General features: G+C 70.6%; 14 protein-coding genes. 8 read left to right on the top strand and 6 right to left on the bottom strand.

Annotation, left to right across the window (positions count from 1 at the left end; genetic code table 11):
* The first annotated feature begins 91 nt into the window (after nucleotides 1–91).
* Together DEU34_RS12260 and DEU34_RS12255 are read left to right on the top strand one after the other, a co-directional pair.
* Complete coding sequence (locus DEU34_RS12260) at nucleotides 92–1,303, top strand: glycosyltransferase (RefSeq protein ID WP_121150699.1); 1,212 nt, start codon at nucleotides 92–94, stop codon at nucleotides 1,301–1,303.
* Nucleotides 1,304–1,319: 16 nt separating this feature from the next.
* Nucleotides 1,320–2,600 (top strand): glycosyltransferase, encoded by a 1,281-nt coding sequence (locus tag DEU34_RS12255; RefSeq protein WP_310793514.1) that lies wholly within the window; start codon nucleotides 1,320–1,322, stop codon nucleotides 2,598–2,600.
* Here DEU34_RS12255 and DEU34_RS12250 read toward each other — a convergent pair.
* Nucleotides 2,566–2,937 (bottom strand): hypothetical protein, encoded by a 372-nt coding sequence (locus DEU34_RS12250; RefSeq protein ID WP_121150695.1) that lies wholly within the window; start codon nucleotides 2,935–2,937, stop codon nucleotides 2,566–2,568. The two genes, DEU34_RS12255 and DEU34_RS12250, sit on opposite strands and share 35 nt — an antisense overlap.
* Nucleotides 2,938–3,192: 255 nt before the next feature.
* Here DEU34_RS12250 and DEU34_RS12245 point away from each other — a divergent pair, with 255 nt between their 5' ends.
* Nucleotides 3,193–4,209 carry a GlxA family transcriptional regulator gene (locus DEU34_RS12245; RefSeq protein WP_121150693.1) on the top strand — a complete coding sequence of 339 codons (1,017 nt, stop codon included), beginning with the start codon at nucleotides 3,193–3,195 and terminating at the stop codon, nucleotides 4,207–4,209.
* A gap of 19 nt (nucleotides 4,210–4,228) precedes the next feature.
* Here DEU34_RS12245 and DEU34_RS12240 read toward each other — a convergent pair whose 3' ends face one another.
* The gene (locus DEU34_RS12240; RefSeq protein ID WP_121150691.1) at nucleotides 4,229–5,584 is read right to left on the bottom strand and encodes a DUF2252 domain-containing protein; all 1,356 of its coding nucleotides are present in this window, start codon (nucleotides 5,582–5,584) and stop codon (nucleotides 4,229–4,231) included.
* Nucleotides 5,585–5,697: 113 nt separating this feature from the next.
* Here DEU34_RS12240 and DEU34_RS12235 point away from each other — a divergent pair, with 113 nt between their 5' ends.
* The 3 genes from DEU34_RS12235 to DEU34_RS12225 are packed head-to-tail and all read left to right on the top strand — an operon-like array spanning nucleotide 5,698 to nucleotide 9,601.
* Nucleotides 5,698–7,866 carry an ATP-dependent Clp protease ATP-binding subunit gene (locus tag DEU34_RS12235; RefSeq protein WP_121150689.1) on the top strand — a complete coding sequence of 723 codons (2,169 nt, stop codon included), beginning with the start codon at nucleotides 5,698–5,700 and terminating at the stop codon, nucleotides 7,864–7,866.
* Between the two features lie 57 nt (nucleotides 7,867–7,923).
* Nucleotides 7,924–8,739 (top strand): polyphosphate kinase 2, encoded by an 816-nt coding sequence (gene ppk2, locus DEU34_RS12230; protein WP_121150687.1) that lies wholly within the window; start codon nucleotides 7,924–7,926, stop codon nucleotides 8,737–8,739.
* Between the two features lie 19 nt (nucleotides 8,740–8,758).
* A complete protein-coding gene (locus DEU34_RS12225; protein ID WP_121150685.1) occupies nucleotides 8,759–9,601 on the top strand; it encodes a UbiA family prenyltransferase in 843 nt (280 codons plus the stop codon).
* 21 nt (nucleotides 9,602–9,622) lie between these two features.
* On the opposite strand, the gene DEU34_RS12220 is transcribed toward DEU34_RS12225, so the two are convergent.
* The 3 genes from DEU34_RS12220 to DEU34_RS12210 are packed head-to-tail and all read right to left on the bottom strand — an operon-like array spanning nucleotide 9,623 to nucleotide 12,582.
* Entirely contained in the window at nucleotides 9,623–10,744 is a 1,122-nt protein-coding gene (locus DEU34_RS12220) for an NAD(P)/FAD-dependent oxidoreductase (protein ID WP_121151533.1), read from the bottom strand.
* Nucleotides 10,737–11,429 carry a methyltransferase domain-containing protein gene (locus DEU34_RS12215; RefSeq protein ID WP_121150683.1) on the bottom strand — a complete coding sequence of 231 codons (693 nt, stop codon included), beginning with the start codon at nucleotides 11,427–11,429 and terminating at the stop codon, nucleotides 10,737–10,739. The genes DEU34_RS12220 and DEU34_RS12215 overlap by 8 nt, the downstream gene beginning before the upstream one ends.
* 7 nt (nucleotides 11,430–11,436) lie before the next feature.
* Nucleotides 11,437–12,582 carry a type III polyketide synthase gene (locus DEU34_RS12210; protein ID WP_121150681.1) on the bottom strand — a complete coding sequence of 382 codons (1,146 nt, stop codon included), beginning with the start codon at nucleotides 12,580–12,582 and terminating at the stop codon, nucleotides 11,437–11,439.
* A gap of 189 nt (nucleotides 12,583–12,771) precedes the next feature.
* Here DEU34_RS12210 and DEU34_RS12205 point away from each other — a divergent pair, with 189 nt between their 5' ends.
* On the top strand, nucleotides 12,772–13,245 hold the full coding sequence (locus DEU34_RS12205; protein ID WP_183042471.1) for a MarR family winged helix-turn-helix transcriptional regulator: 474 nt from the start codon (nucleotides 12,772–12,774) through the stop codon (nucleotides 13,243–13,245).
* A gap of 9 nt (nucleotides 13,246–13,254) precedes the next feature.
* On the opposite strand, the gene DEU34_RS12200 is transcribed toward DEU34_RS12205, so the two are convergent.
* Complete coding sequence (locus tag DEU34_RS12200) at nucleotides 13,255–13,737, bottom strand: hypothetical protein (RefSeq protein ID WP_121150677.1); 483 nt, start codon at nucleotides 13,735–13,737, stop codon at nucleotides 13,255–13,257.
* 157 nt (nucleotides 13,738–13,894) lie between these two features.
* Here DEU34_RS12200 and DEU34_RS12195 point away from each other — a divergent pair.
* A partial coding sequence (locus DEU34_RS12195) for a hypothetical protein (protein WP_183042470.1) occupies nucleotides 13,895–14,840 on the top strand: 946 nt, incomplete at its 3' end.

Raw genomic sequence — 14,840 nt, 5'->3', positions numbered from 1 at the left:
CGTCGGCGGCGTTCATCGACGCCTCGGGTACAGTGAACCGGCAAGCACCGCACCGTGCGACTCATCCCGCCGCACAGATTGGCCGCCATCCGTGACCTCCCCCGCGACGCCTGACCACGTTCGTCCCGACCCCGATCGGCCGCTCACGATCCTGATCGGCTGCGATACCTTCGCGCCCGACATCAACGGGGCCGCCCGTTTCGCCGAGCGCCTCGCGGCCGGCCTGGTCGTCCGCGGCCACGACGTGCACGTCGCGGCGCCGAACACCGAGTACCGTCGTGCCGCCCCGCGGACCGAGGTGGTCGAAGACCAGCCGATGACGCTGCACCGGATGCCGTCCGTGCGCTGGCCGCCCCACGACTGGCTGCGATTCGTCTGGCCGTGGCGGTCGAAGCACTACGCGCGTCAGGTGCTCGATGCGGTGAAGCCCGACGTGGTGCACATCCAGTCGCACATCGTGCTGGGCCGCGGCCTCGCCCGTGAGGCGCGCAAGCGCGGCATCCCCATCGTCGCGACCAATCACGTGATGGCCGAGAACCTGCTCGACTTCACCGCCCTCCCGGCGTTCCTGAACCGCTACATCCTGGCGCTCGCCTGGGCCGACGCGAAGCGCACGTTCGACATGACGCGCGCCGTCACGACGCCGACGCGCAACGCCGCCGACTTCCTCGAGTCGACGATCGACCTCCACGGCGTCATCCCGATCAGCTGCGGCATCGATCAGGCGAACTACACCGCCGACCTCGCCCCGCGCGACGCGAACCGGATCCTGTTCGTCGGGCGACTGACGACGGAGAAGGGGATCGACGTGCTGCTCAAGGCGGTCGCGAAACTCGACCCCTCCCTCGACGTGTCGGTCGACCTCGTCGGCGGTGGCGATCAGCGGAAGAATCTCGAGACCCTCAGCGATCAGCTCGGCATCCGGTCGCGCGTCACCTTCCACGGTCACGCGTCGGAGGCCGACCTGCGCGCGTTGTACACGAGGGCGAGCGTGTTCGCGATCGCGTCGATCGCGGAACTCCAGTCGATCGCGACGATGGAGGCCATGGCGTCGGGTCTTCCCGTCGTGGCGGCGAACGCGGTCGCGCTGCCGCATCTCGTGCACGACGGCGAGAACGGGTTCCTGTTCGAACCGGGAAACGATGACGAGCTCGCCGCTCGCCTCACCGACGTGCTGACCGCCTCCCCGGAGGAACGGCTGCGCATGCAGAGGGCGTCGCTCGACGGCGTCTCCGTGCACGACATCGGCCGCACCCTCGACACCTTCGAAGCCCTCTACCGGGGCGAGCCGATCCCCTCGTAACCGCATGCATGTCGTGATGTTCGGTGACCAGCACGTCGAGTCCTCGGGCGGCGCGCAGGTGTCCATGCGGCTGCAACGCCGCTTCCTCGAGCGCGCAGGGCACACCGTGACGATCGTCGCGCCGCGCCTTCATGCGCGACGGGTCGACGATCCGGCGTACCTCGACCTTCCCTCGGTGCCCATCACCCCCGATCGCGAGTACGCGATGACCGTGCCCGGTCGCCGAACCGACCGGCGGCTCGACCTCGCGATGACCGGCCGTCCTCCCGTCGACGTGGTGCACGTGCAAGCCGACTTCTGGGGCGCCGTCATCGGGCACCGGTTCGCGCGGCGGCACGGCCTGCCGGTCGTCCACACGATGCACAACCGCGTCGACGTCGGTATCGAGGCGACCGCCCCCTTCCCGAAGCTCGTCCTGCGGATGCTGAACCTCTGGGCGGGGCGGATGCTGGGCCCTGTCCGTCGTCGGAGGATCGCGCCTTCGTCGGAGGATCGCACCGAGATGCTCCGCCCGCGCGACGATTCTCCGACGCGGATCGCACCGCGCGGCAGGGACGGGTGGGCGTATCTGCGGATGCTGGCCGAGGGCGCCGACGCCGTCACCGCACCCTCGGCGCACTTCGCGCGCAGGCTCGAGCAGCACGGCGTCTTCCCCCGGGTCGACGTGGTGTGGAACGGCATCGATGACGAGATCCTGGATGCCGCGCTCGACCGTGCGCAGGTCGAGACGCAGCATCCATCGCGCCCTCGTCTCGTGTGGGTCGGGCGCATGAGCCCTGAGAAGCGACTGCTGCCGTTCCTGCGCGCGGTCATCGAGTCGAAGGTCGCGGCCGACATCGAGATCATCGGCGGAGGCGGGCAGCGGCGCGCCGCCCGCCGGATCGTCGAGGCGGTCACCGCTCCCACGGGCGTGGAGTTCGCCGGGCGCCTTCCGTACGCCGAGACGCTCCGCCGTATCGGCGCGGCCGACGCGGTCGTTCAGACCTCGATCGGCTTCGAGACGCAGGGCATGACCGTGTTCGAGGCGGCGTCGCTGGGCACCCCGGCCGTGGTGTGCGATCCCGATATCGCGGCGGAGCTGGGCTCGGGCTACTGGGCGGTCGCCGACGCCTCGACGACCGCTCTCGCTCGCGCCCTGGGCGCCGCCGCCGCCGACATCGTCGACGGCACGTCTCCTCGGCCCGACGCGGCCGTCGCCGAGGCGTTCCGGCAGTCGTCCCGGACGGCGGCGATGCTCGCGGTGTACGACCGGGCGATCTCGCTCAGCCGCGGGAGGCGAACAGCAGGAGGGTCGTGAGCTGCCCGGCCAGCAGGCCGAACAGCACGACCGTTCCGCCGCCGAGGCCGATGCCGGCGAGAGCCTTGGGGCGGTCGCGGGCGGCGAGCCCCATCGCGCCGAGCGCGATCGCCGCGACGGCGACGATGCCCTGCAGTACCGCGAAGACGGTGGTGAACAGCCCGTAGAGGTCGAAGCGCGTCGCGGCGCTCCCGAGGACCGCCGCCGACACGACCGCCGACACCACCTGAAGAGCGAGGGCGGCGGCGACGAGGATCACCGAGATCAGCCCACCGGGATTGCCCACGCGGCGGCCGCCGGTGTGCGGGCGGTGCCCGGCATACGGGGGATTCGTCACGGTCGCCTCATCTCGTCGGCACGAGTCTAGGGAAGCCGTCAGCTCACGGCAGCCGGTTGCGGTCGGTGGGGAGGCGGCGGTAGCCGTCGGTGAACATGGAGCGGACGGAGGCCGCGATCGCGAGGACGGCGAGGAGGGCGGAGGCGAGGAGAACGATCATGGCAGTAACGCTATGATTGTGCGATTACAGCCACGAGTGGCAGGATGGCCATGAATCGCCCCTTTCCTGCCATTCACACATCGTGAGGTCGCACCATGAGAACGGTCGCCGTCGTCGTCCAGAACGGGTTCGCGCCCTTCGAGTTCGGTCTCGCGTGCGAGGCGTTCGGACTCGACCGCAGTGATGACGGAATCGAGCCGTTCGACTTCCGCATCGTGACACCCGACCCCGGTGTGATCCCGAGCAACCTCGGGTTCTCCATCAACGTCGAGCACGACCTGGCGTTCGCCGACGACGCCGACCTCGTGGTCGTCACCCCGATCCCGCGCGAGGACTGGGGGCGCGTCGACGTGCGCGTCGCCGATGTCGTGCGGCGGGCCGCCGACCGCGGCGCCTGGCTGCTGAGCGTCTGCAGCGGGGCGTTCGTGCTCGCCGCCTCGGGAGTTCTCGACGGTCACCGGGCGACGACGCACTGGCGGTACGCCGACGTGATGGCGTCGATGTACCCCGCGATCGACGTCGATCCCGATGTGCTCTACGTGCAGGACGAACGCATCATCACCAGCGCCGGCACCGCCGCAGGACTCGACGCGTGCCTGCACCTGCTGCGGCAGGAGCTCGGAGCCGAGATGACGAACATCATCGCCCGACGCATGGTGGTGCCGCCGCAGCGCGACGGGGGGCAGGCGCAGTTCATCGTCGCGCCTCTTCCCATCGAGGCTTCGCTCTCGCTCGCTCCGGTGAGCGACTGGATGCTGCAGAACCTCGCGCTCGATCTGACGGTCGATCAGCTCGCGGCGCGAGCGCACATGTCTCCGCGCACATTCGCGCGCCGCTTCAAAGCCGACTTCGGTGCGACACCGGCCGCGTGGCTGGGGCGTCAGCGGATCATCCACGCGCAACGGCTGCTCGAGCAATCGGGGCTCGGGCTGGATCGCATCGCCGCCGAGAGCGGATTCGGTTCGGCGGCGGTGCTGCGCCAGAACTTCGCGCGCACCCTCGGGATCACCCCGACCGCGTACCGCGCCCGGTTCGCCTGCACCGACGAGGCCCAACAGGCCGTCGTCGGGGCGGGGTCGGGCGCGACGCCCGAGCTCGTGCCCGTCGCCTGATCGAGCGGACCGATCGGGGTCAGGCGGCCGCGAAGGCGGCGTGGTCGGTGCGGGTGAGATCGGCGTACGCGTAGGCCCAGTCGACGATCGGATCGGCGAGGGCCCGGCCGCCGCCCGCGTAGCCGGCGACGGCGGCGGCGTTCGGCGACTGGGCGTGCGCTCGGGCGAGGGTGGCCGCGCATGCCTGTGCGTAGCGCTGGAAGGGGGCGTCGTCGAGTTCGACCATCTCGATCCCACCCTTCATGTCGTGGAACTGGCGCACGTAGAAGTCGCGATCGGGGCCGCGGACATGACCGAGGAACGGGTCGGACACCGCCTGCAGCACCCGTTGCAGCGAGACCACGCGAGCGCCCTCGCCGGAAGCGGCGACCACCTCGGTCAGCGCGGCGGGCTGGTGGGCTCCGCCGTACTGCTCCAGAACGCTCCGCCCCGCCTCCTTTCCCTGCAGCATGAGCGCGTGCCCGTCGCCGTCCTGCAGCAGCACGAGGAAGCAGCGCGTGCCGACGCTGCCGACGCCGACCACGCGCAGCACGACGTCGACGGCTTCGTAGTGGGAGAGCAGCATCCGCACGTCGACGTTCACCGAGGCGCGGTAGTCGCCGTCGACGGCGAGCATGAGGCGGGTGGTGTCGAGGTCGACGTGGACGGTGGTCGGGGGCTGGTCGACGAAGGCGAGGCGGCCGCCGTCCCCCTCGGTCGTGAGCCTGCGCACCGCACGTTTGCCCGTGCGGCGCTTGGCGTCGCGGATGGCCTCGACGACGACGCTCCGCGACTGCGGGTCGTAGGAGTCGAGCAGCTCGTGCGGGCTGAAGTGCTCGAAGTATCGCGCGAGCGGGTCGCGCTCGACCAGGCGATCGAGCACCCGCGCGTAGGTGCGCACGGCCGCGGCCGCAGACTCCCGCACGACGCGGTCGTCGCGGGACGTCTCCTGGCCGGCCAGGACGACGCTGGTGACGAGCCGCTTGAGGTCCCACTCCCACGGCGCCCATGCGGCCTCGTCGAAGTCGTTGAGGTCGAACACGAGCGAGCGCTGCGGCGAGGCGTAGAACCCGAAGTTCGCCACGTGCGCGTCACCGCAGGATGCCACGGCGATCCCCGTGCTCGCATCGCGCGCGAGGTCGGCCGCCATGACGGCGGCGGCTCCGCGATAGAACGCGAAGACGCTGGCCGACATGCGCTCCGCGCGCATGGGCACGAGCTCGGGCACCCGCGAGGCGTTCTGCGAGGCGAGGACGCCGAGAGGGTCGCGACCGGTCGTGGTGAGCAGCGCCAGATCGCGGCGCGGAAGCCGTTGCCGAGCCTCCCGTCCGAAGGCGCGTCGGTCTGCGGAGCTCGGCGGCGGTGTGCGCGGTTCTCTCGGTGCGGGCGTCGTCACGGCATCACCGTAGTCCTCCGCCGACAGGGCTGGTGGGAAGGAGGGGGCACTGATAAAGTTGAGTCAGACGCACTCAACTTTTATCGAGTGCCCACCGATTTCCAGGAGACCGCATGAACGCCACGCAACAGCCCGGACAGGAGGAGGCGCAGAGCGCCCTCGAGCAGTTCGGCATCAACCTCACCGACCGTGCCCGCCAGGGCAAGCTCGACCCCGTCATCGGGCGCGACTCCGAGATCCGCCGGGTGAGCCAGGTGCTCACCCGACGCACCAAGAACAACCCCGTCCTCATCGGCGAACCCGGTGTCGGCAAGACCGCCGTCGTGGAGGGACTCGCCCAGCGCATCGTCGCGGGCGACGTCGCCGAGAGCCTGAAGGGCAAGGAGCTCATCACGCTCGACATCTCGGCGCTCGTGGCCGGTGCGATGTACCGCGGTCAGTTCGAGGAGCGCCTCAAGAGCGTGCTCAAGGAGATCACCGAGTCGGACGGCCGGGTGATCACCTTCATCGACGAGCTGCACGTGCTCATGGGCGCCGGCGGCGGAGAGGGGTCGGTCGCCGCATCCAACATGCTCAAGCCGATGCTCGCGCGCGGAGAGCTGCGCCTCATCGGCGCCACCACGCTCAACGAGTACCGCGAGTTCATCGAGAAGGATGCTGCGCTGGAACGCCGTTTCCAGCAGGTCTATGTGGGCGAGCCGACCGTCGAAGACACCATCGCGATCCTTCGCGGACTCAAGGAGCGTTACGAGGCCCACCACAAGGTCGCGATCGCGGATGCGGCTCTCGTCGCCGCGGCATCCCTGTCGCACCGCTACATCCCCGCCCGTCAGCTGCCCGACAAGGCGATCGACCTGATCGACGAGGCGGCGTCTCGCCTGCGCATGGAGATCGACTCCGCGCCGCTGGAGATCGACGAGCTGCGGCGCCACGTCGACCGGCTGAAGCTCGAAGAGCTGGCGCTGAAGAAGGAGAAAGACGCCGCGTCGAAGGAGCGGCTCACCGCTCTGCGCGAGACCCTCGGCAAGGAGCAGGCCCACCTCGACGAGCTGCAGGCCCGCTGGGAGCGCGAGCGCGCCTCGCTCAACCGCGTCGGCGACCTCAAGACGAAGCTCGATACGGCCCGCATGGAGGCCGAGCGGGCGCAGCGCGAGGGCAACCTCGAGCGGGCGTCGCGCCTGCTGTACGCCGACATCCCCGCTCTGGAGCGCGAGCTCATGACGGCCGAGGGGGAGGAGACCGCCGACGAAGACCGTATGGTCAACGACCAGGTCACCGACGAAGACATCGCCGCGGTCATCGCGGCCTGGACGGGCATTCCCGTCGGGCGGCTGCTGCAAGGCGAGACCGAGAAGCTGCTGCACCTCGAGGCCGAACTCGGCAAGCGCCTGATCGGCCAGAAGGACGCCGTCAAGGCGGTCGCCGACGCGGTGCGCCGCTCGCGGGCGGGCATCAGCGACCCGAACCGACCGACCGGATCGTTCCTCTTCCTCGGGCCCACGGGTGTCGGAAAGACGGAGCTCGCCAAATCGCTGGCCGACTTCCTCTTCGACGACGAGCACGCCATGGTGCGCATCGACATGTCGGAGTACGGCGAGAAGCACTCGGTCTCGCGCCTGGTCGGTGCCCCTCCGGGATACATCGGCTACGAGCAGGGCGGTCAGCTCACCGAAGCCGTTCGCCGGCGTCCGTACAGCGTGGTGCTCCTCGACGAGGTCGAGAAGGCCCACCCCGAGGTGTTCGACGTGCTGCTGCAGGTCATGGACGACGGCCGACTGACCGACGGTCAGGGCCGCACGGTCGACTTCACGAACGTCATCCTGATCCTGACGTCGAATCTCGGCTCGCCGATCCTCATCGACCCGCTGCTCTCCCTCGACGAGAAGAGGGCGCAGGTGCAGGCGCTCGTGCGCCAGGCGTTCAAGCCGGAGTTCATCAACCGTCTCGACGACATCGTCATCTTCCAGGCGCTGACGGAGGACGACCTCGCCCAGATCGTCGAGCTGTCGGTCTTCGCGCTGCAGCGGCGTCTGCGCGAGCGTCGGCTGACGCTCGCCGTCACCCCCGACGCCCGATCGTGGCTGGCCGAGCGCGGATACGACCCGCTGTTCGGAGCCCGGCCGCTGCGCCGGCTCATCCAGTCCGAGATCCAGGACCGCCTCGCCATGGCGATCCTCGCGGGCGGGGTGCACGACGGCGACGTGGTCCGCGTCGACGTGGCCGCCGACGGGTCGACGCTCGTGCTCACCAGCGACGGCCCCGAGGACGACGCCCGGGTCTAGGCTGGCGCGTGCCTCCTTCGACCGTCGATCGAGACGCATCGCGGCGAAGGAGTGCACGTGTCGAAGAAGGTCAAGCGGGTTCCGAAGAAGGCGTACGAGGCGGAGCTCGAGCGGTTGCAGATCGAGCTCGTCGAGATGCAGCAGTGGGTGACGTCGGTCGGCGCGCGGGTGCTGGTCATCTTCGAGGGCCGGGATGCTGCGGGCAAGGGCGGCGCGATCAAACGCGTGATGCAGTACCTCAACCCGCGCCACGCGCGGGTGGTGGCCTTGCCCCAGCCGTCGGATCGCGAGCGCGGGCAGTGGTACTTCCAGCGCTACATCGAGCGGCTCCCGGCGGCGGGGGAGATCGTGCTCATGGATCGCTCCTGGTACAACCGAGCGGGCGTCGAGCGCGTGATGGGGTACTCGTCCGACGAGGAGTACCAGCGCTTCCTCGTGCAGACGCCCATCGTGGAGCGCCTGCTCGTCGCCGACGGCATCATCGTGCTGAAGTACTGGTTCTCGGTCTCCGACGGCGTGCAGCAGGATCGTTTCGCCTCCCGCGTGAACGACCCGATGCGGCGGTGGAAGCTCTCGCCCACCGACCTCGAGTCGATCGTGCGGTGGGAGGACTACTCGCGGGCGAAGGACGCCATGTTCGACGCCACCGACATCGACGAAGCGCCGTGGTGGACGATCGAGAGCGACGACAAGCGCGCCTCGCGTCTGAACGCGATCGCGCATCTGTTGAGCAGCATCCCCTACGAGCGACTCGAACCCGACGAGATCGAGATCCCCGACCGACCGCCCGTCGCCGACTACGAGCGACCGCCGCGCGACCTCCACCGCTCCGTGCCCGACATCGCGAGCGGCCTGGGCAAGAAGAAGAAGTGAGCGCGGGTAACGTCGGAGCATGAAGACGGCGCGGGCGCTCTGGGGCTCCACTCATCCCGGTCCGGCGCTCGTCGTCACGGCTCTCTCGCTCGCGCTCGGCATCGCGACAGGACTCGATGCCGCGCGCATCGCTCTGCTCGTCGCGTCGGTGCTGTGCAACCAGATCTCGGTCGGCCTCTCCAACGACGCCATCGACGCCGGCCGCGATCGCGCCGTGGGACGCACCGACAAGCCGATCGCCGCGGGCGTCGTGTCGGTGCAGCTCGCACTCGGTGTCGCGGTCGGTGCGGTCGTCGCGTCGCTGGCGCTGTCGGCGGTGCTCGGATGGGGGATGCTGGCGGGTCAGGCCCTCATGATCGCCGGGGCCTGGGCGTACAACGCGGGGATGAAGTCGTCGGCCTTCTCGCTCGTGCCGTTCCTCGTCAGCTTCGGGGTCTTCCCGTCGCTGGCGACCCTCTCCGCTCCCTCGCCGACCCTCGCCCCGTTCTGGGCCGCGATCGCGGGTGCGGCTCTCGGAGCGGCGGTGCACCTGACCAACGTGCTCCCCGACCTCGACGACGACCGGGCGACCGGGGTGCGCGGGTTCCCGCATCGCATCGGGCCCCGTGCATCTGCGCTCCTCGCGGTGGCGGGACTCTTCATCGGAGCGGCCGCCGTGCTCCTCGGTCCCGTCGACGGCGACCTCGGCCGGATCGCGTGGCCCGGGTGGCTGTTCGCGGCGGCCGTCGGCGTCGTGGCGGTGGCCACCGGCATCCGTGCCCTCGTGCGCCCGCCCGATCGCACGGTGTTCCGCTTCGTGATGCTGGCAGCGCTGCTGCTGGCCGCGCAACTGGTGGCGACGGGTTCGGCGCTCAGCGGCTGAGCCGTCGACGGGGTGACCCTCTCACGCCGCGCGGTCGAGGCCCATCGCGTAGGCGTGGGCGACGGCGCGGCCCGCGGGGGTGCCGAGCGCGACGCGGAGGGCGGCGCGGCGGAGCGCGTCACCGGTCGGGCCCATCGGACGACCGAGCGAGGTATTCATCGCGGCCAGCCGCGCCGCAGTCCGGGCCGAGGCGATGCGCCCGCGCTCCCAGCGTCGCAGGTCGGCGTCGGGGCGGCGATCGGCTCGCACCCACTCGATCAGGAGCGGGGCGAGCGTGGCCGCGTCGAGGAGGCCGAGGTTCATGCCCTGGCCGCCGATCGGGCTGACCTCGTGGGCGGTGTCGCCGATGACCAGCAGCCCGTCGCGCACGAGACCGGAGGAGACGGCGCGCCGCACGCGGAACGACGACGCCGCCGTGAGTTCGGCGGCGGCCTCGTGCTCGCCCCGCCTGTCGAGGGCGATGCGCAGTCGCTCGGTGCGGGCGGCGGGACCGTCGTGTTCACCGGCGTCCCACGCGACGAACCGTCGTCGTCCGCCGGGGAGCGGGAACGACTCGAGCACGCCGCCGTCGTCGAGGTGCACGACGGCCACCGGTCCGCCCGGGGCGGTGAGATCGGCCATCAGATAGCGGTCGGGGTACTCGCGCACGGCCACGCCGCCCTCGCGGAACACGAGACCGCGCGCCCCGACGCCGGCGGCCACCACCGCGACGCGGGCGAAGAGGGGCTCGGCGCCGTTCACGCACACGCGCACCCGGTCGCCGTGGGGGCGCACGGCCGTCACGTCGACGCCACGGCGGACGGCCGGCGCGTCGACGGCCAGCACCGCCTCCGTGGCGGACTGCGGGAGGGTCGCCACGAACGGGAACCGCGCAGAGAGCCGGTCGAAGCGCACCTCGCCGAGGAGTCGGCCGCCCGATCGTGCCTCGCCGCGCTCCACGCGCAGCGCGTCGGCCAACAACCGCTCGGTGACCCCGGATGCTTCGAGGGCGGCGAGAACCGGGGCGTGCAGGCCGATCGCCCGCGAGCCCGGTGATGCTTCGGGCCTCTTCTCGAGCACGACGACGTCGAGCCCGGCGCGATGCAGGCGCCCGGCCAGCAAAATCCCCACCGGCCCGGCACCGACGATCACCGCGTCATGCACGTCCTGCTCCCGTCGCGAGCAGACGGAACGGCGCGGGTCGGTCGACGCGCCACGGCCGGCCGAGGGCATCGGCGAGTTCGGCGGCGCGGTAGCTGCGGCGGATCGACCGCAGTCCGTCGGTATGAAGGAAGGTGCCGGGGGCGAGGGGGGCGACCCCGATCCCGTAGAGCGCATAGGCGAGGCGCCCGCGCTCGATGTCGGCGTGCAGCACGGTGCCCCGCGACAGGGCGAGCGAGTCGGCGGCGAAGCGGGTCAGTGCCGCGGGGGAGAGGTGGTGCAGCACGTGGTTCGACACGACGACGTCGAAGGTCTCGCCCGCGGCGAGGAGTTCGGACGAATCGGCGCGCACGAAACGGATGCTGCTCGAGCTCCGCCCTCGCGCGGCCTCATGCGCCCGCGGGTCGGGATCGGCGCCCGTCCAGTCGGCGACGAGCCCGTCCTTCCGGCTGAGGGCGTCGAGCCGGGCGACGAGGTCGCCGCCGCCGGAGCCCAGGTCGAGCACGCGCGCCGGTCGGCCCAGGCTCCTCAGGTACGGCCGCAGGCGTGTGCGATACACGCCGCCCCATCCGGCGACGAGCCGGTTGACGGTGTCGAAGCGACGATAGGTGGCGGCGAGGCGTACCGGGTCGCAGTCGGGGTCGTCCATGATCTCCGTGAGATCGACCGCACGTTCGCGCATGCTCATCGCGCGATCAGAGTCCGGTGGCGCCCGAGACCAGGTCGCGGATCGCGTCGGCGGGCGCCTCGACCCCGCGCACCGACATCCGCGCGGCCTCGATCGTGAGTCCGGGTCCGAAGGCGAGCACCGCGAGTCGCTCGCCCTCGCGACGGTCGTGCTCCAGCATGCGTCGCAGCACGAAGAGGATGGTCGCGCTCGACATGTTGCCGTACTCGCGCAGCACGTCGCGCGAGTCGGCGAGAGCGCTCGGGTCGAGGGCGAGGCCGTCCTCGACGCGGTCCAGGATGCTGCGCCCGCCCGGGTGCACCGCCCACGCGTCGACGGCCGCGGTGCCGCCGAAGAGGTCGAGGGCGACCGCCTCGATCTCGCGTCCGATGATGCGCGGCACCTGGGCGGTGAGGGTCATCTCGAACCCCTCGTCGCCGACGGTCCACACCATGTCCTGCTCGCCGTCCTCGGTGAGGCGGGTGCCGAACCCGTCGAGATCGAGGCGGCGACCGACCTGCCGGGCGGGATCGGCGCTCACGACCGCCGCGGCCGCGCCGTCGGCGAAGACCGATGCTGCGACGATCTGCTCGGGGTCGTTCGAACTGCGGATGTGCAGGGAGCACAGCTCCGCGCACACCACGAGGACGACCGCGTCGGGCTGCGCTGCCGCGATCCGGGCGGCGGCCCGGAGGCCGGGGATGGCCGCGGCGCAACCGATGAATCCGAGGTGGTAGCGCTCGGTCGCAGGCGAGAGCCCGAGGTCGCGCACTAGCAGATAGTCGGGGCCGGGCGCGAACATCCCCGTGCACGACACGGTGATGACGTGCGTGACCTCCGTGGGGTCGACACCGGATCGGGCCAGGGCGTCGCGGGCTGCGGCCGCGAACAGCGTCGGCACCGCGCGGCGGTACTCGGCGTTGCGCTCGCCGGTCGACGGCACGCGCAGCGCCGGGGTGCCGTCGCGCAGCTTCAGGCCCGATGCGTCGCCGCCGCCGAGCTCACCGAGCACCGTGTAGCGCGTATCGATCGCGGCGGCATCGAAGGCCGCGCCGAGCAGGCGGCGCGCGCGTCGGTCGATGGCGGGCTGCTCCGCGAGGAGGTCGCGCACGTCGCCCTGTCGCAGGCGCGTAGCGGGTACCGCAGTGCCGATCCCCAGGATGCTGGCAGTCATGCTTCACCATAGGCATAACCGGGGGCTCCGGGGTCGGTCTGGCGGACCATCTTGCCGGCGTCTATGGTGCGTCCGGCTCCGCCGACGATCGAAGCTCGCACTTGTATGCTGTCGAGCAGCGCGCATGGCCGATCGCCCCTGCAACGACAGGGCAGTGCGCGGGGGGTCCGAGTAGCTGAGAGGCTGACGATGGTCGACGAATCGTCCGTACCCGACGAGGTCATGCAGGCGACGATCGATGCGTCAGGCGCGCTGCTCGCGATCATTGCGCGGTCGCTCGAGCCCGCGCTCGAACAGGTGACGGTCGCGCAGTTCCGCATTCTCGTCATCCTGCATCGAGAGGGCCCGACGCGCATGGGAGCGCTGGCCGAACGGGCCGGGGTGGCTCCGTCGACCGTGACGCGCATGATCGAGCGGATGATCGGTGGTGGGTGGGTCGAGCGCGAGACCAGCGCGGCGAGCCGGCGAGAGATCTTCGTGCGGGCCACGTCCCGCGGCGCGGAGCTCGTCGACGAAGTGATGCGTCGGCGGAAGGAGGAACTGCGGATCGTGCTGGCCGACGTGCCGCCCGAGCGTCAGGAGCAGCTCCGGCGCGCGCTGGGGGCTTTCGCGGCCGCCGCCGGCGAGGCGGGCCCGCAGCCGGATTCGTGGCCCGTGCTCTGATCGCGGTCGCTATACCTCTTCGGACTCCGCGCGGGCGAGTCCGAGTGTGAGGATGTCGGTTCGCGCCAGCGCATCTATGACCGGGAACGTGTCGAGGGCCTCGCGGAACTCCTCGCGTTGGCGGTCGTCGAGCCGGCGCAGCACCCGTTCGAATTCGGCACGATACCGGGCGGCGATGTCTTCCAAGAGCTGAGCGCCGCGAGGGAGTATGCGCAGCGTCGCGGTCTCGGCCGCGCCTGCCGAGGCGACGAACCGCTCAGCGGCGAGTCGGGCGACGTCGTCGGCGATCTTCTCGGGGGGTCGATTGAGACGCGAGGGCAGATGCTCGAGCGGCCAGCCCCGTGATGCGAGCGCGACGAGGCGGACGTCGTCGAACCGCGCCCCTTCGGCATTGTTCGCGACGGCGCGAGCGGTGATCGCCAGGACGGCGCGGAGAGCTCCCATGACTTCGTCGTGCTCATCCACCTCGGGTGCGTTCGTATCTGTCGCCATACTTCCTCTTCGAAGTCAAACCGGAATTCGATTGGATGACCTCTGGTAGCTTCGGTTAACAATTGCACACAAGCAACCGTTGGCTTCATCGAAGAGGTCTCCTCTGTCGATGGCATCGGCGGTGCGTGCTCCGAACCACCCGATACGAAGGATTCACGTGAAAATCACTTCCACATGGAAGAAGATGGCGGCCGTCGCGGCCGTCATCGCACTGAGCTCGGCCGGCGCCCTCCTCGGCACGAGCGCGGCACAGGCCGCACCCGCAGACCTCTCGGTGACGAGCCCCACGTCCGGACAGACGGTCGACTCGCGCACCGTCACCTTCACCGGTAAGGGAACCAACGGCTCGCGCATCAACGTGCTGGACGCGAACGGTGACCGCATCCCGGGCACCGGCTCGACGACGGTCGTCAACGGCACCTGGTCGACCCAGGGCACGTACGCCGCCGACGCACCGGTGGCTCAAACCGTGTACGTCAACCAGCTCACCGGGTTCTCCGGCGACGGCGAGATCTCGGTCTCGTTCTCGCTCCCCGCTCCGAAGCCCGTCTTCTCGGTGACGAGCCCGAAGTCCGGCGAGACGGTCGACTCCCGCACGATCACGTTCACCGGAACCGGTGAGAACGGTTCGTTCGTGAACGTTCTCGACGAGAACGGTGACCGCATCACGGGCACCGGTTCGGCCGTCGTCTCCAACGGTGTCTGGTCGACGACGGGTACCTACCCCGCCGACGCGCCGGTCGCGCAGACCATCACCGCCTTCCAGACCACCGGGTTCTCCGGCAACGGCGAGATCTCGGTCTCGTTCTCGCTCCCCGCTCCGAAGCCCGTCTTCTCGGTGACGAGCCCGAAGTCCGGCGAGACGGTCGACTCCCGCACGATCACGTTCACCGGAACCGGTGAGAACGGTTCGTTCGTGAACGTTCTCGACGAGAACGGTGACCGCATCCCGGGCACCGGTTCGGCCGTCGTCTCCAACGGTGTCTGGTCGACGACGGGTACCTACCCCGCCGACGCGCCGGTCGCGCAGACCATCACCGCCTTCCAGACCACCGGGTTCTCCGGCAACGGCGAGATCTCGGTCTCGTTCTCGCTCCCCGCCC

This window comes from Microbacterium sp. AG1240 (assembly GCF_003635115.1).
GTDB lineage: Bacteria > Actinomycetota > Actinomycetes > Actinomycetales > Microbacteriaceae > Microbacterium.
This window is presented reverse-complemented; position numbering and strand designations above follow the sequence as displayed.